Origin of the sequence: Nocardioides candidus, from assembly GCF_041321175.1 — a bacterium.
Taxonomy (GTDB): domain Bacteria; phylum Actinomycetota; class Actinomycetes; order Propionibacteriales; family Nocardioidaceae; genus Nocardioides.
This window is the reverse complement of sequence record NZ_JBGGWC010000001.1, coordinates 726,926-745,881: the sequence shown is the minus strand read 5'-3', so window position 1 is coordinate 745,881 and position 18,956 is coordinate 726,926. Positions and strand designations below refer to the sequence as shown.

At 71.6% G+C, this 18,956-nt stretch carries 17 protein-coding genes; 6 read left to right on the top strand and 11 right to left on the bottom strand.

Annotated features, from left to right (window positions below; all coding sequences use genetic code 11):
* Nucleotides 1-23: 23 nt before the first annotated feature.
* The 7 genes from ACAX67_RS03645 to ACAX67_RS03615 form a co-directional block, all read right to left on the bottom strand.
* Nucleotides 24-623: a hypothetical protein gene (locus ACAX67_RS03645; RefSeq protein ID WP_370702449.1), complete on the bottom strand. Its 600-nt coding sequence runs from the start codon at nt 621-623 to the stop codon at nt 24-26.
* A gap of 41 nt (nt 624-664) precedes the next feature.
* Nucleotides 665-1,630, bottom strand: coding sequence for a proline dehydrogenase family protein (locus ACAX67_RS03640; RefSeq protein ID WP_370702448.1), 966 nt, complete (start codon nt 1,628-1,630; stop codon nt 665-667).
* Nucleotides 1,631-1,741: 111 nt separating this feature from the next.
* Nucleotides 1,742-2,479: an ABC transporter permease gene (locus ACAX67_RS03635; RefSeq protein ID WP_370702447.1), complete on the bottom strand. Its 738-nt coding sequence runs from the start codon at nt 2,477-2,479 to the stop codon at nt 1,742-1,744.
* Nucleotides 2,476-3,198, bottom strand: a complete 723-nt coding sequence (locus tag ACAX67_RS03630; protein WP_370702446.1) for an ABC transporter ATP-binding protein — start codon at nt 3,196-3,198, stop codon at nt 2,476-2,478. Before ACAX67_RS03630 ends, ACAX67_RS03635 begins: the two co-directional genes overlap by 4 nt.
* Nucleotides 3,199-3,300: 102 nt before the next feature.
* Nucleotides 3,301-3,891 carry a TetR/AcrR family transcriptional regulator gene (locus tag ACAX67_RS03625; RefSeq protein ID WP_370702445.1) on the bottom strand — a complete coding sequence of 197 codons (591 nt, stop codon included), beginning with the start codon at nt 3,889-3,891 and terminating at the stop codon, nt 3,301-3,303.
* A complete protein-coding gene (locus ACAX67_RS03620; protein ID WP_370702444.1) occupies nt 3,888-4,724 on the bottom strand; it encodes a sugar phosphate isomerase/epimerase family protein in 837 nt (278 codons plus the stop codon). Before ACAX67_RS03620 ends, ACAX67_RS03625 begins: the two co-directional genes overlap by 4 nt.
* A gap of 5 nt (nt 4,725-4,729) precedes the next feature.
* The gene (locus ACAX67_RS03615) at nt 4,730-5,677 is read right to left on the bottom strand and encodes a Ppx/GppA family phosphatase (protein ID WP_370702443.1); all 948 of its coding nucleotides are present in this window, start codon (nt 5,675-5,677) and stop codon (nt 4,730-4,732) included.
* 57 nt (nt 5,678-5,734) lie between these two features.
* Between ACAX67_RS03615 and ACAX67_RS03610 the strand changes: the two genes are divergently transcribed.
* The 3 genes from ACAX67_RS03610 (at nt 5,735) to ACAX67_RS03600 (ending at nt 8,088) form a co-directional block, all read left to right on the top strand.
* Complete coding sequence (locus ACAX67_RS03610) at nt 5,735-6,493, top strand: DUF3109 family protein (RefSeq protein WP_370702442.1); 759 nt, start codon at nt 5,735-5,737, stop codon at nt 6,491-6,493.
* Between the two features lie 246 nt (nt 6,494-6,739).
* On the top strand, nt 6,740-7,378 hold the full coding sequence (locus ACAX67_RS03605; protein ID WP_370702441.1) for a VOC family protein: 639 nt from the start codon (nt 6,740-6,742) through the stop codon (nt 7,376-7,378).
* Nucleotides 7,379-7,383: 5 nt separating this feature from the next.
* Nucleotides 7,384-8,088 carry a class I SAM-dependent methyltransferase gene (locus ACAX67_RS03600; protein ID WP_370702440.1) on the top strand — a complete coding sequence of 235 codons (705 nt, stop codon included), beginning with the start codon at nt 7,384-7,386 and terminating at the stop codon, nt 8,086-8,088.
* A 7-nt stretch (nt 8,089-8,095) separates the two neighbouring features.
* Here the strand turns inward: ACAX67_RS03600 and ACAX67_RS03595 are convergent, their stop codons facing one another.
* On the bottom strand, nt 8,096-10,417 hold the full coding sequence (locus ACAX67_RS03595; protein ID WP_370702439.1) for a right-handed parallel beta-helix repeat-containing protein: 2,322 nt from the start codon (nt 10,415-10,417) through the stop codon (nt 8,096-8,098).
* A gap of 48 nt (nt 10,418-10,465) precedes the next feature.
* Nucleotides 10,466-11,515, bottom strand: a complete 1,050-nt coding sequence (locus tag ACAX67_RS03590) for a LacI family DNA-binding transcriptional regulator (protein WP_370702438.1) — start codon at nt 11,513-11,515, stop codon at nt 10,466-10,468.
* A 141-nt stretch (nt 11,516-11,656) separates the two neighbouring features.
* Here ACAX67_RS03590 and radA point away from each other — a divergent pair, with 141 nt between their 5' ends.
* Nucleotides 11,657-13,072, top strand: coding sequence for a DNA repair protein RadA (radA, locus tag ACAX67_RS03585; RefSeq protein ID WP_370702437.1), 1,416 nt, complete (start codon nt 11,657-11,659; stop codon nt 13,070-13,072).
* A 78-nt stretch (nt 13,073-13,150) separates the two neighbouring features.
* On the top strand, nt 13,151-14,227 hold the full coding sequence (disA, locus tag ACAX67_RS03580) for a DNA integrity scanning diadenylate cyclase DisA (RefSeq protein WP_370702436.1): 1,077 nt from the start codon (nt 13,151-13,153) through the stop codon (nt 14,225-14,227).
* A gap of 76 nt (nt 14,228-14,303) precedes the next feature.
* On the opposite strand, the gene ACAX67_RS03575 is transcribed toward disA, so the two are convergent.
* Nucleotides 14,304-15,146, bottom strand: a complete 843-nt coding sequence (locus ACAX67_RS03575; protein WP_370702435.1) for a hypothetical protein — start codon at nt 15,144-15,146, stop codon at nt 14,304-14,306.
* A 68-nt stretch (nt 15,147-15,214) separates the two neighbouring features.
* Between ACAX67_RS03575 and ACAX67_RS03570 the strand changes: the two genes are divergently transcribed.
* On the top strand, nt 15,215-16,093 hold the full coding sequence (locus ACAX67_RS03570; RefSeq protein WP_370702434.1) for an HhH-GPD family protein: 879 nt from the start codon (nt 15,215-15,217) through the stop codon (nt 16,091-16,093).
* Between the two features lie 121 nt (nt 16,094-16,214).
* Here ACAX67_RS03570 and ACAX67_RS03565 read toward each other — a convergent pair whose 3' ends face one another.
* Nucleotides 16,215-18,794 (bottom strand): ATP-dependent Clp protease ATP-binding subunit, encoded by a 2,580-nt coding sequence (locus ACAX67_RS03565; RefSeq protein WP_370702433.1) that lies wholly within the window; start codon nt 18,792-18,794, stop codon nt 16,215-16,217.
* Between the last annotated feature and the right edge of the window lie 162 nt (nt 18,795-18,956).

Here is an 18,956-nt window from a genome sequence, read left to right as displayed (position 1 = left end):
GGGAGCGGACCGTCGCGGCCGCCTCAGTTGATCGGGAACGAGATGCCGGTCAGGTCGAACCATCGGCCGACGCACTTGTCGTTGTGGTACCAGTCCACCGCCCCCGAGGTCGAGATCTGGATCGCGCCCGAGATGTCGTAGCTGTTGAGGTCGCCACAGTTGACGGAGAACACCAGGTTGCCGCTCGGGCGGTAGTTCACCGGGAGGACGAACGCCGTGGTGATCAGCGGGCCGTGCTGCACGTAGGCCGCGCGGCCCTGCAGCGTGACGGTGTTGGTGGCGTCGCGGCGGAACCGCACGCCCTGGTAGCCGTTCTGGTAGTTCGCCCAGATGGTGGACTCGTCGGGACTGCTGCAGAACCTCCCCGGCGAGGCACCGCAGCTGATCGCTCCCGAGGCGGGCAGGACCGAGATCCAGGGTGCGCCGACCAGGTCGGGCGGCCGGATCGTCCGGTCCTTGATGTCGACGCCCTGCACCGAGTTGTCGATGATGTCGGAGGAGCCGATGGTGTTGGCGGCGTACGCCGTGCCACCCGCGGTCAGGCAGACGGCGACGAGCAGCGTGAGGATGTTGCCGACGGCGCCCGCGCGCGGGCGCCGGGCCCAGAGGAGGAAGCGCTTCATACCGGGCAGCGTCGCACCGTGCGCGGGTCGACGCGCCGGTTTCAGCCCTTCTTGATGAGCGAGGTGAGGAAGAAGCTGAGGTTGCGCGGGCGCTCGGCGAGGCGGCGCATGAGGTACCCGTACCACTCCGTGCCGTAGGGGATGTAGACGCGCACCGTCTCGCCGGCGTCGGCCAGGCGGCGCTGCTCGAGGGGACGGATCCCGTAGAGCATCTGGAACTCGTAGCTCCCCTGCGCCCGCCCGTAGCGGCTCGCCAGCGAGGAGGCGATCTCGATGAGCCGAGGGTCGTGGCTGGCGATCATCGGGTAGCAGTCGCCGTCGGGGCTGGTGTGCCCGAGCAGGATCTTCAGGCAGCGCACGTAGGACCGGTCGACCTCGACGGGATCGGTGTAGGCGACCTCGGAGGGCTCGTCGTAGGCGCCCTTGCAGAGCCGGACGCGGCTGCCGGCGTACGCCAGGGCGCGGCAGTCGGCCTCGGTGCGGTGGAGGTAGGCCTGGAGCACGGCGCCGGTCTCGGGGAAGTCCTTGCGCAGCTCGCGCAGGATCGCGAGCGTCTGGTCGGTGGTGGTGTGGTCCTCCATGTCGAGGGTCACCGTGGTGCCCGCGTTGCGCGCGGCCCGGCAGATGGCGCGGGCGTTCTCGAGGGCGATCTTGCGACCGCCGCCCGGCGCGACGTCCTCGTCGAGGGAGAGGCCGATGGCGGTGAGCTTGACGCTGACCTCGGCCCGCCGGGCGAGGCCCTTGGCCGAGAGCCGCTTGAGCAGGTCGAGGTAGGCGGCGACCGTCGCCTCGGCCTGCTCGACGTCGGTCGTGTCCTCCCCGAGGTAGTCCAGCGTGACGTCGATGCCGTCGGCCGCCAGCTGGGCCGCTGCCGCGACCGCCTCGTCGGGATGCTCACCCGGCACGTAGGACTTCACGACCGCGGCCGACACCGGCAGCGTGGTGATGAGCCGCTTCACGGTGTGGCTCCGGGACAGGAGGAGCAGCGAGTCACGCAGAGGACGCATGACTCCAACGGTACGACGCCGCCCAGCCGCGGTCCGCATCGGTGCGGTGACCCGCGGGTAACCAGTGAACATGCTGTTCAGTGGTTACGGCGCGGGTCGGCGGCGCCGGCCTCAGGCGGTACGCCGGCGCAGGGTCGCCGCTCCGAGCGCGAGGCCCGCGACGGCGTACGCCGCGACGACCGCGAGGTCCTGCCACACGTCACCGGTCGTGGTCGAGCGGGTCAGGTGCTCCATCGCGTCGACCGCGTAGGAGAGCGGCAGCACGTCGCTCACGGCGCCGAGGACGTCGGGCAGCGCGGCACGCGGCACGAACAGCCCGCAGAGGAGGATCTGCGGGATCACCAGCGCCGGCATGAACTGCACCGCCTGGAACTCGGTGCGCGCGAAGGCGCTCACGAAGAGCCCGAGGGCGCTGCCGAGGACGGCGTCGGCGACCGCCACGACCGTGAGCAGCCAGACCGGGCCGGCGATCGACAGGTCGAGGAGCCCGACGCTGATCCCGACCGCGAGAGCGGACTGGACCGCGGCGACCAGCCCGAACGCGATCGCGTAGCCGAAGAGGAAGTCCAGCTTGCCCATCGGCATCGCGAGGAGGCGCTCGAGCGTCCCGCCCGAGCGCTCGCGCAGCGTGGTCACGCTGGTCACCAGGAACATCACGATGAACGGGAACATCGCCAGGAGGGCCGGGCCCAGCCGGTCGAAGCTGTCGCCCGGCAGGTCGTCGAACATCCACCACAGCAGGGTGATCAGCAGGCACGGCAGCGCCAGCATGATCGCCAGCGTGCGGTGGTCACGGCGCAGCTGGGTCAGCACGCGGGCGGCGATGGCGCCGGTGATCCGGGGACTCATGCCGTCCTCCTGACGATCGCGAGGAACGCCTGCTCGATGTCGTCGGAGGCCTCCAGGCCCGCCTGCTGCTTGACCTGCGCCGGGGTCCCGTCGGCGATGAAGACGCCGTCGCGCATGAGCAGCAGCCGGTCGCACCGCTCGGCCTCGTCCATGACGTGGCTGGAGACGAGGACGGCGACCCCGCGGTCGGCGAGCTCGTGGAAGGTGCGCCACAGGTCCTCCCTCAGCACCGGGTCGAGGCCGACGGTCGGCTCGTCGAGGACCAGCAGGCCCGGGCTGCCCAGCAGCGCCACGGCGAGGCTGGCGCGGGAGCGCTGCCCGCCACTGAGGTGCGCCACGACGGCATCGGCGTGGTCGACCAGGTCGACCGCCTCGACGCACCGCGCGACCTCGTCCCTGCCGACACCCAGCACGCGGGCGAAGAACGTCAGGTTCTCGGTGACGCTGAGGTCGTCGTACACGCTCGGCGCCTGGGTGACGTAGCCGATCCGCGGTCGCAGCGCCTTCGCGCCGGCCGGCTCGCCGAACACCGTGACCTCGCCCGTGACGCCCGCCTGGACGCCGACCAGGGTGCGCATCAGCGTCGACTTGCCGCATCCCGACGGGCCGAGCAGGCCGGTCACCTCGCCGGCCGGGATCGTGAGGTCGAGCCCGCGCAGCACCTCGCGTCCGCCCCGACGGACCGAGAGCGACCGGGCTTCGGCGGCGTTTTTCATCATGCGTTGAATTATGCGACAGAGGAATCCTGCGCGCAAGAGTTCGTCTCCCAAGGGATACGGGTCGCGGCGCGGCACGGCCCGCCGCGCGGCACCGCGCCCGAGTCAGGCGAGCGAGCCGGTCAGGTAGCGCTGGATCGTGGGCGCGTAGATCGCGACGAGCTCGTCGACCGACAGCGAGGCGAGCGGCTCGACGCGCACGACGTAGCGGGCGACGATCAGGCCGATCACCTGGCTGGCGACGAGCGGCATGCGCAGGTCGGGGTCGTCGATCCCGAGCTGCTCCCCGATCGGCAGGAGTACGACGGGCAGGAACCCGTCGCGGATCAGGGTGTCCCCTCCCGGTTCGAGCACCCTGCGCACGAGGGCGAGGAGGGCCGGCTGGAAGGCCGGGTCGTCCCAGACCGTCACGAAGGTGCGCAGCAGCTTCGCCGCGGCCTCGTCGGCCGGGCCCGCCACGGCCGCGCCGATCACCACTCGCGGGTCGATGGGCAGCTCGAGCGCGGCGACGAACAGGTCGTCCTTGGAGCCGAAGTAGTGGTGCACGAGCGCGGCGTCGACGCCGGCGGCCGTGGCGATGGCGCGGATCGTCGTACCTCCGAACCCGGCGGCGGCGAACCGTTCGCGCGCCGCGACCAGGATCGCGGTCTTGGTGTCGGGCCGCCCCGGACGCCGACCGCGCGGAGCGGTGCTCACGAACCCGCGCCCGACTCCCGGACGTCGGCAGCCGAGGCCGCCGGCGCCAGGTGCTCGCGCGCGAACTCCAAGGACGCGCGCAGGTCGGCCTCGCGCTCCTCGCGCGTGGTGCACCGACGGGTGTTGATCTCGAGCACGACCTCGCCGGCGAACCCGGTGGCCACCAGGTGCCGCAGGAACGCACCGGCCCCCATCGCGCCGCGCCCCGGCACCAGGTGCTCGTCCTTGGCCGAGCCCGAGCCGTCGGTCAGGTGGATGTGCCGCAGTCGCGGCCCGAGGCGCTTCGCCATCGCGATCGGGTCGTCGTGGGCGATCGCGGCGTGCGAGAGGTCGATCGTGGTGTTGGCGTAGTCCTCGTCGGAGGGGTCCCAGCCCGGCAGGTACATCTCCAGCTGGCGCTTGGCCGAGGCGCGCCACGGATACATGTTCTCGACCGCGAAGGCGATGCCCGTCGACTCCTCGAGAGCGGCGATGCCGTTGACGAAGTCGCGGGCGTAGTCGCGCTGCCAGCGGAACGGCGGGTGCACGACGACCACCTCGGCGCCGACAGCACTGGCCATCTCGGCCGACCGCTCGAGCTTGCCCCACGGCTCGAGGCCCCAGACCGCCTGGGTGAAGAGCAGGCACGGCGCGTGGACCGCACTGACCGGGAGCTGGTGGTGGTCGATGAGCTGCAGGATCGCGCTCGACTGCTGCGAGAGCGCGTCGATCCCGACCATCACCTCGACCGCCTCGTAGCCGACCTCGGCGGCCCAGGCGAAGCCGTGGGCGGTCGACTCCGGGTAGACCGAGGAGGTCGACAGCCCGATCCGAGGACGGTCCGGTCCGGCCATGCCCGTCAGCCCTCGTCGGCGCCGACTGCGCTGCCGAGCCGGTCGATGCGCTCGAGGATGACGCCCTCGCGCAGCGCCCACGGGCAGATCTCGAGCGCGGCCAGGTCGAAGATGTCCATGCAGGCCTCGGCGACCAGCGCGCCCGGCACGATCTGGTGGGTGCGGCTCGGCGAGACGCCCGGCAGGTCGGCGAGCTCGTCCGGCGTCATGCCGACCAGCTTGGGGATCCAGGCCCGCAGGTCGGCCAGCGCGAGCGAACGCGGCACCAGCGGCCCCTCCATCGACGGCGCCGCCCCGCAGATGCGCGCGAGCGAGCGGAAGGTCTTGGAGGTCGCGGCAGCGCGGTGCGTCGTACCGGTGCGCAGCACGCGTCCCGCGTTCTTCGCGATGTCGGCCCGGATGCTCTTGCGGATGTCCTTCAGCCCGGCGGCGTCGACGGGCTCGGAGAAGTACGTCGCCGCGAGCCGGGCCGCACCGAGCGGCAACGACTGGGCCACGTCGGGCCGCTCGTCGGCGCCGGTCGCGATCTCCAGCGAGCCGCCGCCGATGTCGAAGACGGTCAGCTTGCCCGCCGACCAGCCGAACCAGCGGCGTACGGCGAGGAAGGTCAGCCGTGCCTCGTCCTCGCCGGAGAGCACCTCGATGGCGACGCCGGTGCGCTCGCGCACGTGGTCGAGCACGGCCTCGGAGTTGGCGGAGTCGCGCACCGCGGACGTGGCGAACGACAACATCTCCTCGCAGCCCTTCTCCTCCGCGACGACCAGCGCCTCGGCCGTGAAGGTGGTCAGCGCGTCGATGCCGGTCTGCGAGACCGCTCCCTCGCCGTCGAGGTGCTCGGCCAGCCGCAGGGGCTGCTTGAGCGAGAACGCCGGCAGCGGCGCGGCGCCGTCGTGGGCGTCGACCACCAGGAGGTGCCCGGTGTTCGAGCCGATGTCGAGCACGCCCAGCCGCATGCGACCACGGTATCGCCCCGGCGGGAAGCACCATCGACGGGCGAGTAGGTTTGCCCGGTGCCCGAGGTCGACCTGGACTTCCCCCGTGCGTTCGTGGAGTTCGTCAATCCCGCCGACGAGACCGAGCGGATGCGCTGCGACCTCACGTGGCTGACGTCGTCCTACACCTGCATCTTCGGTCAGGGCTGCCAGGGCATCTACGCCGACTCCCCCGACACCGGCTGCTGCACCCTCGGCGCGCACTTCAGCGACAAGGACGACGAGGAGCGGGTGGCGGCGTACGTCGACCAGCTCACCCCCGAGCAGTGGCAGTTCCACCCCGGCCGGAAGGTGCGGCGCAGGGACTGGGTCGAGAAGGACGAGGACGGCGAGCGGAAGACCCGCGCCCACGAGGTCGGTGGCCAGCGGGGCTGCGTGTTCCACAACCGCGCGGACTTCCCGACCGGCGCGGGCTGCGCGCTCCACGGCCTCGCCCTGCAGCAGGGACGCAACCCGCTCGAGACCAAGCCCGACGTCTGCTGGCAGCTGCCGATCCGGCGGCTCTACCGCGAGGTCCAGCGGCAGGACGGGTCGTCGTACACCGAGGTCACCATCACCGAGTACGACCGCCGCGGCTGGGGCGCGGGCGGCCACGACCTCGACTGGTACTGCTCGGGCAACACCGAGGCGCACGTCGCCGTCGAGCCGGTCTACGTCACCAGCGAGCCCGAGCTGGTCGAGCTGATGGGACGGGCGGCGTACGACGAGCTGGTCCGCCACTGCGAGGCGCACCTGCGGTCCCGGTCGGCGCTCGCGATCCATCCGGCTGACCGCTGAGCCGGACGGGCGCGGTCTCGAAGCGCGGGCGCGCTGTAACTCAGCGTTACGTCCGCTCCCTCGGCGATGGGTGCGCTTCCTCGGCGCTGTGACCGGTCACAGCACCGAGGGAGCGCACCCTTCGCCAGCCGAGCGAACCGAACACTGAGTTACAGCCGGCCCGGCGCGCCCCACGGCCTCTCTCGACATCAAGACAACCCGACCCCGATTCACACGGATTCTCAGGCCACGCTCAGAATGTCTGACATGCGCCTGGACCACCTGTCGTACGCCGCCGGACCCGACGGACTCGCAGCCACCTCCGCCCGCCTGGGCGCTGCCCTCGGGTGCGAGTTCCTGGACGGCGGGGTGCACCCGCGCTTCGGCACCCGCAACATGATCCTCCCGCTCGCCGACGCCACCTACCTCGAGGTCGTCGAGGCGCTCGACCACCCGGCCTCGGACAAGGCGCCGTTCGGCCAGGCCGTCAAGGCACGCTCGGCGCTCGGCGGAGGCTGGCTCGGCTGGGTGGTCTCGGTCCCCGACATCGCCCCGGTCGAGGAGCGGCTCGGCCGTGCGGCCGCGGTCGGCAGCCGGCACCGGCCCGACGGCACCGAGCTGCGCTGGAAGCAGATCGGCATCAACGGCCTGATCGCCGACCCGCAGCTCCCGTTCTTCATCCAGTGGGAGGTCCCCGCAGACCTGCACCCGTCGGCCGGCGCCGACGGCTCGGTCTCGCTCGCGGGCATCGAGATCGCGGGCGACCCGCAGCGGGTCAGCGAGTGGCTCGGCGAGAGCGTCGAGGCACCGCTGGAGGACGTCAAGGTCGAGTGGGTCGCCCCGCACGGCACCCCGGGCATCCTGGCCGCACAGGTCCAGACCCCGGCAGGCATCATCCGCCTCTGAGCGCGATGGCCGACCGGCCGGCGAAGGGCGCGGTGCCGAGCCCGAACATCTGGCAGCACACCGCCACCTACGAGATCGAGAACCGCGCCGCCGACCCCGACGGCCGCCTGTGGGCCGCGCTCGAGGAGCGCGCCACCTGGCGCGACCGCACGGTGCTCGACCTCGGCTGCGGCACCGGCTTCCACCTCCCCGCCTTCGCCGCCACGGCCGCCCGGGTCGTCGGCGTGGAGCCCCATCCGGGCCTGGCACGGCTGGCGGGCCGTCGTACCCGCTCGTGCGCGAACGTCGACGTCGTCGTCGGCACCGCGCAGGAGATCCCCCTGCCCGACGCCAGCGTCGACGTGGTCCACGTCCGGTGGGCCTACTTCTTCGGTCCGGGATGCGAGCCCGGGCTGCGTGAGCTCGACCGGGTCGTACGACGGGGTGGCACCGCCCTGGTCATCGACAACGACGGCGCCCGCTCCACGTTCGGCGCGTGGTTCCGCCGGGGCTACCCCCACCTGCCGCCACCCGCAGAGGTGGAGCGCTTCTGGTCCCGTCACGGGTGGACGCGCACGCCGGTCGACATGGGCTGGCGTTTCGAGAGCCGCGCCGACCTCGAGGCCGTGGTGCGCATCGAGCTCACCCGGGAGGTCGCCGACGAGGTCCTCGCGACGCACACCGGGCTCGAGGTCGACTACGCCGTCAACCTCTGGTCCCGGTCGTACTGACCGACGCTCACCCCGGCGTCGCGAACGCCGCCGCAGCCCCGTAGATCTTGTAGAGCGCGAACGGACCGGCCTGGAACGTGCTGCACCGGCCCTCCAGGAGCAGGGCGGCGTCGTTGTCGCGCAGGTAGGCGCCGTAGCCGTAGGTCGCGTCGCCGGGACTCCCGTTGACCGGACCCGACGCGAAGTGGGTCAGGCGCCGCACCAGGCCGTGCCGGTGGGCGTTGTCCGCCCGCCGCCACCAGCTGCAGGTCTTCGCGCTGAGCCGCCCGTGGGTCTTCGCCGGCTTGGCCTTGACCACCGGGCTGACCCGGGACGGCAGGTCGATCAGCCGAGGGTCGCTCACTGTGGGCAGCAGGTCGTCGTAGGCACTGCACAGCCGGGGCGCGAGGCCCTTGGCGCAGATGGCGGCGAACTGCTGCTCCTGGGCCCGGAACCGCGCACGCTCCCGGCGGTCCGTGGTGCGCGACGTCGTGCCCGGCTCCTTGGGCGTCTTCGTCCAGGTGCAGGTGTGCGGCTCGCCGTCGGGGTAGCCGACCACGGTGAAGCCGGCCAGGCAGGCCACGAGCTCGGTCTCGTTGACGAGGTTGGTCAGCCCGATGCTCTTGCTGGGGTTGGTGCCACCGTCACAGTTCGGCAGTCTCGGTGGCGCGGAGGTCACGGTCTTGCCCGGCGCCGCGGTGTTGTCCCACCAGCAGTTGCCGGTGTTGCCGAGGAACGAGTCCCACCAGAAGTCCTTGCCGTTGGGGTCGGCGTTGCCCTGACGGTCCACGCCCATCACGTTGTCGTGGATGCTGTTGCCGAACGAGGTCGAGAAGCCGAGCACGTTGCAGCCCGGGACCGGCGTCGAGGAGCCGACGGGCGGCGGGCCGCACACGGTGGCGTCCGGCACGGCGAAGAGCATCAGACCGCGCCGCCAGTTGTCCCAGAAGCGGTTGTGGTGCATCTCGTTGTAGTTGCCGCCGGCCCACCAGCCGCCGGTGCCGACAGGGGCCGCGATGAACGGCTCGACGTCGCTGCCGGCCTGGAACGGGTTGAAGTTGTTGCTGTAGAAGTTGTTGTAGCGGAACACGTTGCCGTGCTGCGGGAAGCCCGGGTGTCCGGGCGCCGTGAAGACGTCGGTCGTGAAGCCGAGCGCGTTGCCGAAGAAGTTGTTGTGGGCGATGAGCGTGCCGTGGCTGTCGGTGCCGGAGAGCCCGCCCGTGTTGTGGTTCATGTCGCAGTACTGGATGGTCTGGCTGAACCGGTAGGTCGGGTAGAACGGCTTGTAGCGGTGGTCGGTCGAGTCCGCACCGGAGCCGGGGTAGACGCCCGAGTCGCCGTTGCCGGTGGCCTGGCAGTGCTCGATGATCCCGTGGTCCTCGACGAAGGTCAGCACGCCGTAGCCGCCCGCGTAGAACGTCTTGAAGTGGTCGAACCGGTAGCCGTCGGTCTCCAGGATGTAGATGTCGTGCTCACGGGCGTGCCGCACGGTCAGGTTGCGGAGCACGAAGCCGTCGGCGCGGTCGATGAAGATGCCGACGTCCTTCTTGTTGCCGACGGCCGAGGGACCCTGGTTGCCGGCCGACGCGTCGCCGGCCTCGACGATCACGTCGTCGGCGCTCACCCCGGAGCCCTCGAGCTGGAGGTTGCAGCGGATGCACGCGCCCACGTTGGGGATGCCGTGGCGGTTCTCCAACGGCGGCGTCGGCGGCGGTGCGGTGTCGGGACCGCGGCCGATGACCGCGACGAGGTTCGCGTCGTTGGGGCAGTGGATCTGGTAGTCGTGGCTCAGCGCGCCGGGGTCGCCGCTGTCGGCGGGGATCGTGTACTTGCCGACGCAGGCCGGGTCGTGCGTCGGCTGCTTGCGCGAGTGCGGCTCGGTGTAGAGACCGGGCATCACCACCACGCGGTCGTTGTTGCCGGAGTTGGTGACCGCAGGCTGGATCTGGTGGTAGCGGCACAGGGCGAACAGCTGCTGGTTGATGCTCAGCAGCTCGTCGGCCTCGGCCTGGCTGAACGCGTGGTGCTCCGTCGGTCGCACCGAGTAGCCGTGCGCGCGGGCGGCGGCGATGGAGGCCTCGAGCAGGTCCAGCGAGTTGTCCTTGCACACGACGCGGGTGCGGCCCGGGAGCGACGGGTCGAGGGCCGACGCGAGGCTGCGGGCGTCGGGCACCACGCCGCCGGCGCACGGCGCGATCGAGCAGTCGGCCTGCGGGTCGGGCCAGTACGACGGCCGCTCGACGTGGGCCGAGGCGGAGGGCGCGAGGGCGGTCGGCAGCACGACGGCCGCGAGTCCCGCGATCAGGAGGGCGACGAGCGACAACGGAAGCATCCGGGGAGCACGGATCATTTGCGCATGCTAGGCGAGAACACGTTCTAGCGAAATGGTCAGTTTGCGTCAGCCGCCGGTGGAGCCCCGCACGGCGAGGGTCGGCGTGAGGAGGACTCCCTGGCCGTCGTACTCCTCACGCGCGAGGAGGGCCTCCAGCGCCCGCACCAGCGCGACCGCGACCTGCTCGAGCGGCTGGCGGACCGAGGTGAGGCCGCCGGGCACCACCTGCGCGACCTGGGAGTCGTCGAAGCCGACGACCGCGACGTCACGACCGGGGCGCAGACCGCGGTCGGCGAGCGTGTGGAGGGCACCGATCGCGAGCGTGTCGGACGCGCACACGAGCGCGGTCGCACCGGCCCGGTCGAGCAGCGCCGCGCTCGCCGAGCGACCTGCGTCGACCGTGTCCGGCACCGCCACCTCGAGGCCGTCGACGGGCCGGCCGGCGGCGGCCGTCGCGCGCGCCCACCCGGTCCGACGGTCGTCGCTGATGAAGGACTGGTGGTCCCAGCCGATCCAGGCGATCCGTTCGTGGCCGCGCTCGACGAGGTGCTCCACACCGAGGGCGACGCCGGCGGCGCCGTCGACGTCGACCCAACGGTGCGTGGCGTCGGGCTCGGCCCACGGGCGGCCGAACGCCACGAACGGCGCGTGGCGGTCGGTGAGCCACCGCGTCTGGGGATTGCCGAGGTAGGTGTCGGTGACGATGAAGGCGTCGACCGCGGTCGAGCGCAGGAGGTCGTCGTAGCCGCGGACCAGGTCGGCCGCCGTGGTGTCGGGCTTTCCGGGACCACCGGAGAAGAGCAGCAGGTGGTAGCCGGCCTCGCGCGACGCCTCGACCAGCGCGTGCACGAAGCGGTCCATCGCCGCGTTTGCGGTGAACTCCTGCGCCGGCGAGAGGCGCAGCCCGATCAGGTGGGAGGCGCGGGTGCGGAGGTGGCGGGCGGCGCGGTTGGGCCGGTACCCCAGCTCGAGGATCGCGGCCTGCACCCGGACGAGCGTCTCCGGTCGCAGCAGGTCGGGGTTGTTGATGGCGTTGGAGACGGTCTGGCGGGAGACCCCGGCGCGCTCCGCGACGTCGGCAAGGGTCGGTGGTGGAGCGGGCGTGTCGTCGCGCAACGCTCCTCCTCCGTGGTGACGTGTCGGCACCCCGAGGATACGAGGATGCGGTGGTCGGCGTGGCCGAAGGAGCACGGACGCGTGACGCGACACGATCGCTCATTCGTTCGATTGGTCGGACCCTTCGCCTAGCGTCGTCCCATGGCCTCGACCCGTTCCGCCCGCTCCTCGACCCCCCGCGCCTCCTACCGCTGCTCGGAGTGCGGCTGGACGACCGGCAAGTGGGTCGGCCGGTGCGGTGAGTGCCAGGCCTGGGGGTCGGTGGCCGAGCTCGGGGCCGAACCCGTCGGACGTACGGCGGCGGCACCCGTCAGCACGCCGGCCGTGCCGATCGGCAAGGTGCCCGCCGAGGAGGCGCTCCACTACCCGTCCGGCGTGCCGGAGCTCGACCGCGTGCTCGGGGGCGGGCTCGTGCCCGGCGCTGCGGTGCTGCTCGCCGGCGAGCCCGGCGTCGGCAAGTCGACGCTGCTGCTCGAGGTGGCCGCTCGCACCGCGGCGCGGCGGCAGCGCGTCCTCTACGTCACCGGCGAGGAGTCGGCGGCACAGGTGCGACTGCGTGCCGACCGCACCGACGCGGTGCACGACGAGCTCTACCTCGCGGCCGAGACCGACCTCGGCGCAGTGCTCACCCACATCGAGGAGACCCGGCCGCGGCTCGTGGTCGTCGACTCCGTCCAGACGATCGGGGCCTCCGGGATCGACGGGGTGCCGGGCGGCGTCACCCAGGTCAAGGAGGTGGCCGCCGCCCTGATCCGGGTCGCCAAGACCCGCGGCATCACGGTCGTGCTCGTCGGCCACGTCACCAAGGACGGCTCGATCGCGGGTCCCCGCGTGCTGGAGCACCTCGTCGACGTGGTGCTGCACTTCGAGGGCGAGTCCGGCAGCCGCTTCCGGATGGTGCGCGCGATCAAGAACCGCTTCGGGCCGGTCGACGAGGTGGGCTGCTTCGACCTCGGTCCCGACGGCATCCGCGCCGTGGCCGACCCGACCGGCATCTTCGTCGAGCGCCACCACGGCCGGGTCGCCGGCACGTGCGTGGCCGTCACGATGGAGGGCCGGCGCCCGCTGCTGGCGGAGGTGCAGTCACTCGTGGCTCAGACGGCCGGGGAGCGCCCCCGGCGCACGACGTCCGGCGTCGACGGATCCCGCCTCGCGATGGTGCTCGCGGTCCTCCAGCAGCACTGCGGCATCGCGCTCAGCCAGCGCGATGTCTTCGCCTCGACCGTCGGTGGCGCCAAGGTCACCGAGCCCGCCGCCGACCTCGCGCTGGCGGTCGCGCTGGCTTCCTCCCACTTCCTCAACGCGACCCCTGCGGGCGTCGTGGCCATGGGTGAGATCGGCCTGTCCGGCGAGCTCCGCCGGGTCCGCGACGTGCGGCTGCGCCTCTCCGAGGCGGCCCGGCTGGGGTTCGAGCTGGCGGTCGTGCCGGCCGAGGTCGGCAGCTCCGGGCGGCAGCGCACCGTGGAGGGGATGCGGGTGCTCGAGGTCCCCGACGTCCTGACCGCGCTGCGTCGTCTCGACCTCAACCGCTCCCTCCGGGTGGTCGAGGGCGGATAACCCGAGCGCGGGTCGCACCTGTTGCCTTTAAGGTTGCCTCGACCGGGCGTGCGCCCGGCCGCCTGATGGGAGTTGGTTGTGGCTGAGCGCCCGGGTGACCTGCGCCTCCGCGAGACGCTGGCATCGATCGCGCCCGGCACCGGTCTGCGCGACGGCCTGGAGCGCATTCTGCGCGGCCGCACCGGCGCGCTCATCGTGCTGGGCCGCGACCGTGTCGTCGACGGCATCTCCACGGGCGGCTTCGAGCTCGACGTGCCGTTCACCGCGACCGGACTCCGCGAGCTCGCCAAGATGGACGGCGCGATCATCATCGATCGCGACATCACCCGGATCATCCGCGCGGCCGTGCACCTGATGCCCGACCACACGATCCCCTCGGAGGAGACCGGCACCCGGCACCGCACCGCGGACCGCGTGGCGCGGCAGACCGGCTTCCCCGTCATCTCCGTGTCGCAGTCGATGCAGATCATCGCGGCCTACGTCGGCGAGACCCGCCACGTGCTCGAGGACTCGGGCCAGATCCTGTCCCGCGCCAACCAGGCGTTGGCCACGCTCGAGCGCTACAAGCTGCGCCTCGACGAGGTCTCCGCGACGCTCTCGGCGCTGGAGATCGAGGATCTCGTCACGGTGCGCGACGTGGCCGTGGTCGCCCAGCGCCTCGAGATGGTGACCCGGATCGCCCGCGAGATCGAGGACTACGTCCTCGAGCTCGGCACCGACGGCCGGTTGCTCGCCCTGCAGCTCGAGGAGCTCATCACGGGAGTGGATCTCGAGCGTGAGCTGGTCATCCGCGACTACGTGCCCTCACGCAAGCGCAGCCGCGAGCCCGACGAGCTCCTGCTCAAGCTCGAAGGACTCTCGGCGACGGACCTCGTCGACCCCGCCTCGGTGGCGCGCGTCCTCGGCATCGGCGCGGGCGAGCACCTCGACGGCGCGGTCGCGCCTCGTGGCTACCGGCTCCTCACGAAGGTCCCTCGCCTCCCGGGCGGGGTCGTGGAGGGTCTGGTCGACCACTTCGGCACCCTGCAGAAGCTGCTCTCCGCCGGCATCGACGACCTCCAGGCGGTCGAAGGCGTCGGCGAGCTCCGCGCCCGCAGCGTGCGCGAGGGACTCTCCCGCCTCGCCGAGTCCACCATCCTCGAGCGCTACGTCTGAGCCCAGCCACCGCTCGTCGAGTGGCCCGAGCCACGGGGCGAGGGAGGGTCGAGACGCCCGCACCCGATCCGCTGGCCTACCTACGGGGTTCGTCGGTCGAGGTGTCGGAAGGGTTCTGGGTCGAGCCGGTCGGCCCGGTGGTCGTACCGGTGTCGCTGGTCTGGTCGGAACCGTCGCCCTGGTGGTGCCTGCCGCGGCGCGGGCCCTTGGTGATCGTCTCCGAGACCGGCGAGGCGAGGATGAAGTCGGCCTGAGCGGGCTCGCCGCCGAGAGCGGCGGTCGAGGCGGTGAAGGTGCCGGGCTCGAGCCAGTCGCGGGTGCCGGGGCACTGCTTGCCCATGAACTTCCCGACCGGGAAGGGCGACCAGGTCATCTGCACCTCGGTCGCGACCACGCGACGGACGACGACCGAGTCGGACGGGATCGCGCCGGGACACTCCCTCGACGTCCAGACCTCGCGGCCGGCGTGGGTGATCTTGAGACTGATCTTGTCGGCGCCGATGCGGAAGTAGCAGGCGTCGGCCTGCACCGTCTGGAGGCTCAGCCCGATGGTGACCGGCTTTCCCGCGACCGCACCCTCGATGTGCGGGGTGATCCGCACGTCGGCAGGCTCGCAGTTGCCGTCGGGCTCCACCAGGATCGAAGGATCGAAGCTCGGCCCCTGCACCGCACCGAGCCGGGCGCCCCTGCCCTTGCGACCCTTGTGCTGGCCCTTCGACCGCTCGGCCACGGTGATCGTCTGCGATGCGGTCGTGTCGCCGGAGACCTGCTGGGCGACGGGGTCGTCGTCCTTGGCGTCACTGCCACCGGAGAGCACGTTGGCGATGACGAAGACCAGCGAGGCGGCAAGCGCGAGCACGAAGGCCCGCCGCCGCCAGTAGACACTGGCCGGCAGCCGGCCACGGGTCATCGGCGGCATGGTCTGAGGTTAAGGAACCGACGTCCCCGATCGGCGGAGGCACGACGGCACGAGGGACAATCGTGGCGATGACGACGCCCGCCGCCACCCTGGTCGCCCCGATCCTGGGCTGGTACGACGCGCACGCCCGCGACCTGCCGTGGCGGCGCCCCGAGGCCACCGCCTGGTCGGTGCTGGTCTCGGAGTTCATGCTGCAGCAGACGCCGGTGGCGCGGGTGCTCCCCGTGCACGAGGCCTGGCTCTCCCGCTGGCCGACCCCGGCTGCCCTCGCCGCCGAGAGCAGCGGCGAGGCGGTGCGGGCGTGGGGTCGACTCGGCTACCCCCGGCGAGCACTCCGGCTGCACGCCGCGGCGTCGGCCATCGTCGCCGACCACCACGGCGTCGTACCCGACGACTACGACGCGCTCCTCGACCTGCCCGGCGTCGGGGACTACACCGCCGCGGCGGTCGCGGCGTTCGCCTACCGGAAGCGCCAGGTCGTGCTCGACACGAACGTACGGCGCGTGCTCGCCCGCGCCGTCACGGGCGTGGAGCTCCCGCCGCGGTCGGTCACCCGCGCCGAACGCGAGGTCGCCGCGGCCCTCCTCCCCCACGACCCGCCGACCGCGGCCACCTGGTCGGTGGCCGTCATGGAGCTCGGCGCCCTCGTGTGCACCGCCGACCGCCCCCGCTGCGACGCCTGTCCCGTGGTCGCGGGCTGTGCCTGGCAGGCGGCCGGCAAGCCGGCGTACGACGGCCCGCCCCGCCCCGTGCAGACCTACGCCGGCACCGACCGCCAGTGCCGGGGTCGCCTGCTCGCCGTCCTCCGCGATGCGCCGGGCTCGGTGACGAAGGCCCAGCTCGACGCCGCGTGGGACCTTCCGGACCAGCGCGAGCGCTGCCTGGCCTCCCTGGTGACCGACGGCCTGGTCGCCCGCACGGCCGACGACCGCTACGCCCTCCCCTGACGCCGTTCTCGTGGTTCCGCGGCACGCACCCGACGTCCGTCGTCCGGCACCACTTCCCCTGCGCCGCAAATGGCGATCGGCCCGGCCCACCGTGAGGTGCGCCGGGCCGATCGACCGCTGATCACTCCGTCGCGGTGCGGGGCACGTCGGTCGGGCCGTCGCCACCCATCGGGGTGGCCGGTCCGTCGAGGCCTCCCTCGATCGAGGTGGTCTCGAGCGGCGGCATGTCGGGCAGCTCGCTGACCTTCTGGCCCTCGAACGTGAACGTCGCCGTCGGACCCTCTCCGTCGACGTCGACCAGCACGATCTGACCGGGCCCGACCTCTCCGAAGAGCATCTTCTCCGACAGCACGTCCTCGATCTCGCGCTGGATCGTGCGCCGCAGCGGACGCGCGCCGAGCACCGGGTCGAAGCCTCGGTCGGCCAGGAGGTTCTTGGCCGCCTGGGTCAGCTCGAGCGACATGTCGCGGTCCTTGAGGCGCAGCTCGACCCCCGCGATCATGTTGTCGACCATGTGCACGATCTGCTCCTGCGTGAGCGGCGGGAACACGATGATCTCGTCGACACGGTTGAGGAACTCGGGCCGGAAGTGCTGCTTGAGCTCCTCGCGGACCTTGCTCTTCATCCGCTCGTAGGAGCCTTCGCTGCCACCCTGCTGGAACCCGAGGTTGACGCTCTTCGAGATGTCGCGGGTGCCCAGGTTGGTGGTCATGATGATGACCGTGTTCTTGAAGTCGACCACCCGACCCTGGGAGTCGGTCAGACGACCCTCCTCCAGGATCTGCAGCAGGCTGTTGAAGATGTCGGGGTGGGCCTTCTCGACCTCGTCGAAGAGGACCACGGAGAACGGCTTGCGCCGCACCTTCTCGGTGAGCTGGCCGCCCTCCTCGTAGCCGACGTAGCCCGGAGGCGAGCCGAAGAGCCGCGAGACCGTGTGCTTCTCGCCGAACTCGCTCATGTCGAGCTGGATCAGGGCGTCCTCGTCGCCGAAGAGGAACTCGGCGAGCGTCTTGGACAGCCAGGTCTTACCGACACCGGACGGACCGGCGAAGATGAACGACCCACCGGGACGCTTGGGGTCCTTCATGCCGGCGCGCGTGCGACGGATCGCCCGGGAGATCGCCTTGACGGCTTCCTCCTGGCCGATGACGCGCTTGTGCAGCTCGTCCTCCATGTGGAGCAGTCGCGTCGACTCCTCCTCGGACAGCTTCACGATCGGGATGCCGGTCGCCACGGCGAGCACCTCGGCGATCAGCTCCTCGTCGACCTCGGCGACCTCGTCCATGTCGCCCGCGCGCCACTGCTTCTCGCGCTCGGCCTTCTTCAGGATGAGCTGCTTCTCCTCGTCGCGCAGGCGCGCGGCGGCCTCGAAGTCCTGGCCGTCGATCGCGGCCTCCTTGCGCTGCCGCACGTCGGAGATCTTGTCGTCGTACTCCCGCAGGTCGGCGGGTGCGGTCATCCGGCGGATCCGGAGCCGCGAGCCGGCCTCGTCGATCAGGTCGATGGCCTTGTCGGGCAGGAACCGGTCGGAGATGTAGCGGTCGGCCAGCGTCGCGGCCGAGACCAGCGCCTCGTCGGTGATCGTCACCCGGTGGTGCGCCTCGTAGCGGTCGCGCAGGCCCTTGAGCATCTCGATGGTGTGCGCGATCGACGGCTCGGCGACCTGGATCGGCTGGAAGCGGCGCTCGAGCGCGGCGTCCTTCTCGAGGTACTTGCGGTACTCGTCGAGCGTGGTCGCGCCGATGGTCTGCAGCTCGCCGCGCGCCAGCATCGGCTTGAGGATGGACGCCGCGTCGATGGCGCCCTCGGCCGCACCGGCGCCGACGAGGGTGTGGATCTCGTCGATGAACAGCACGATGTCGCCGCGGGTGCGGATCTCCTTCAGCACCTTCTTCAGGCGCTCCTCGAAGTCACCGCGGTAACGGCTGCCGGCGACGAGCGCACCGAGGTCGAGGGTGTAGATCTGCTTGTCCTTGAGCGTCTCGGGCACGTTGCCCTTGACGATGTCCTGCGCCAGGCCCTCCACGATCGTCGTCTTGCCGACCCCGGGCTCGCCGATCAGGACCGGGTTGTTCTTCGTGCGGCGCGAGAGGATCTGCATGACCCGCTCGATCTCCTGCTCGCGGCCGATGACCGGGTCGAGCTTGCCCTCACGGGCGTCCTGCGTCAGGTTGCGGCCGAACTGGTCGAGCACGAGCGAGGACGACGGCGCGTCGGCGCTGCCGCTGCCCGTCGAGGCCGCCGTCGAGCCGGACTCCTTGCCCTGGAAGCCCGAGAGCAGCTGGATCACCTGCTGGCGGACCCGGTTGAGGTCGGCGCCGAGCTTCTGCAGCACCTGGGCGGCGACGCCCTCGCCCTCGCGGATCAGCCCGAGCAGGATGTGCTCGGTGCCGATGTAGGAGTGGCCGAGCTGCAGCGCCTCGCGCAGCGAGAGCTCGAGGACCTTCTTGGCGCGGGGGGTGAACGGGATGTGCCCGCTCGGGGCCTGCTGGCCCTGGCCGATGATCTCCTCCACCTGCGCGCGCACGGCCTCGAGCGAGATGTCGAGGGACTCCAGCGCCTTGGCGGCGACGCCCTCCCCCTCGTGGATCAGACCGAGGAGGATGTGCTCGGTGCCGATGTAGTTGTGGGAGAGCATGCGGGCCTCTTCCTGGGCCAGCACGACCACCCGGCGGGCTCGGTCAGTGAACCGCTCGAACATCTGTTGCTCCTCCACACATCAGGCACGCATCAATCACACGTCAGGGGGCGTACGACGGGTACAACTCCCGCCGACAGCCTACGCGTTCCGTGCGAGCGGAAAATCTCGTCCGCTATCAGCGGAATTCGGCGACGTACCGGCTGAAATCGCTGCTGCCCGGGT

Bases quoted from the DNA above. Each gene is read 5' to 3' on its own strand.
- ACAX67_RS03645 (WP_370702449.1), bottom strand. From the start codon at position 623: ATGAAGCGCTTCCTCCTCTGGGCCCGGCGCCCGCGCGCGGGCGCCGTC.
- ACAX67_RS03640 (WP_370702448.1), bottom strand. From the start codon at position 1,630: ATGCGTCCTCTGCGTGACTCGCTGCTCCTCCTGTCCCGGAGCCACACC.
- ACAX67_RS03635 (WP_370702447.1), bottom strand. From the start codon at position 2,479: ATGAGTCCCCGGATCACCGGCGCCATCGCCGCCCGCGTGCTGACCCAG.
- ACAX67_RS03630 (WP_370702446.1), bottom strand. From the start codon at position 3,198: ATGATGAAAAACGCCGCCGAAGCCCGGTCGCTCTCGGTCCGTCGGGGC.
- ACAX67_RS03620 (WP_370702444.1), bottom strand. From the start codon at position 4,724: ATGGCCGGACCGGACCGTCCTCGGATCGGGCTGTCGACCTCCTCGGTC.
- ACAX67_RS03615 (WP_370702443.1), bottom strand. From the start codon at position 5,677: ATGCGGCTGGGCGTGCTCGACATCGGCTCGAACACCGGGCACCTCCTG.
- ACAX67_RS03605 (WP_370702441.1), top strand. From the start codon at position 6,740: ATGCGCCTGGACCACCTGTCGTACGCCGCCGGACCCGACGGACTCGCA.
- ACAX67_RS03600 (WP_370702440.1), top strand. From the start codon at position 7,384: ATGGCCGACCGGCCGGCGAAGGGCGCGGTGCCGAGCCCGAACATCTGG.
- ACAX67_RS03595 (WP_370702439.1), bottom strand. From the start codon at position 10,417: ATGATCCGTGCTCCCCGGATGCTTCCGTTGTCGCTCGTCGCCCTCCTG.
- radA (WP_370702437.1), top strand. From the start codon at position 11,657: ATGGCCTCGACCCGTTCCGCCCGCTCCTCGACCCCCCGCGCCTCCTAC.
- ACAX67_RS03575 (WP_370702435.1), bottom strand. From the start codon at position 15,146: ATGCCGCCGATGACCCGTGGCCGGCTGCCGGCCAGTGTCTACTGGCGG.
- ACAX67_RS03570 (WP_370702434.1), top strand. From the start codon at position 15,215: ATGACGACGCCCGCCGCCACCCTGGTCGCCCCGATCCTGGGCTGGTAC.
- ACAX67_RS03565 (WP_370702433.1), bottom strand. From the start codon at position 18,794: ATGTTCGAGCGGTTCACTGACCGAGCCCGCCGGGTGGTCGTGCTGGCC.